Origin of the sequence: Streptomyces beijiangensis, from assembly GCF_017315755.1 — a bacterium.
GTDB lineage: Bacteria > Actinomycetota > Actinomycetes > Streptomycetales > Streptomycetaceae > Streptomyces > Streptomyces beijiangensis.
On sequence record NZ_JAFLRJ010001357.1, the window covers coordinates 1 to 428 of the forward strand.

At 71.3% G+C, this 428-nt stretch carries 1 protein-coding gene; it reads left to right on the forward strand.

From position 1 onward, the window contains the following. A partial coding sequence (locus J0695_RS41810) for a DUF445 family protein (protein ID WP_206970037.1) occupies positions 1-428 on the forward strand: 428 nt, incomplete at both ends.

Below are 428 nucleotides of genomic sequence, written 5' to 3' on the forward strand. Positions count from 1 at the left end.
GAGCTGCTGCGCTTCGTCACCGAGATGCGCGACATGCCCGCCCACCCCGCGCCCCGCGCCCTCGACCGCTTCCTCACCGACTTCGCCTCCGACCTCCAGTCCGACACCGAGACCCGCGCCCGGATCGAACGCCTCAAGGGCGAGATCCTCGGCCGTGACGAGGTCCAGGACCTGATCGCCTCCGTCTGGACGGCTGTGCGGTCCATGATCGTCTCCGCGGCGGAGGACGAGCGCAGCGAGCTGCGGCTGCGCGTACGCGCCTCGCTGCTGTCGCTGGGCGCGCGCATGTCGGCCGACGCCAGGCTGCAGGGCAAGGTCGACGGCTGGCTGGAGAGCGCCGCGGTGTACGTCGTCACCACCTACCAGGGGGAGATCACCTCCCTGATCACGGACACCGTGGCGGGCTGGGACGCCGAGCCCACGAGACT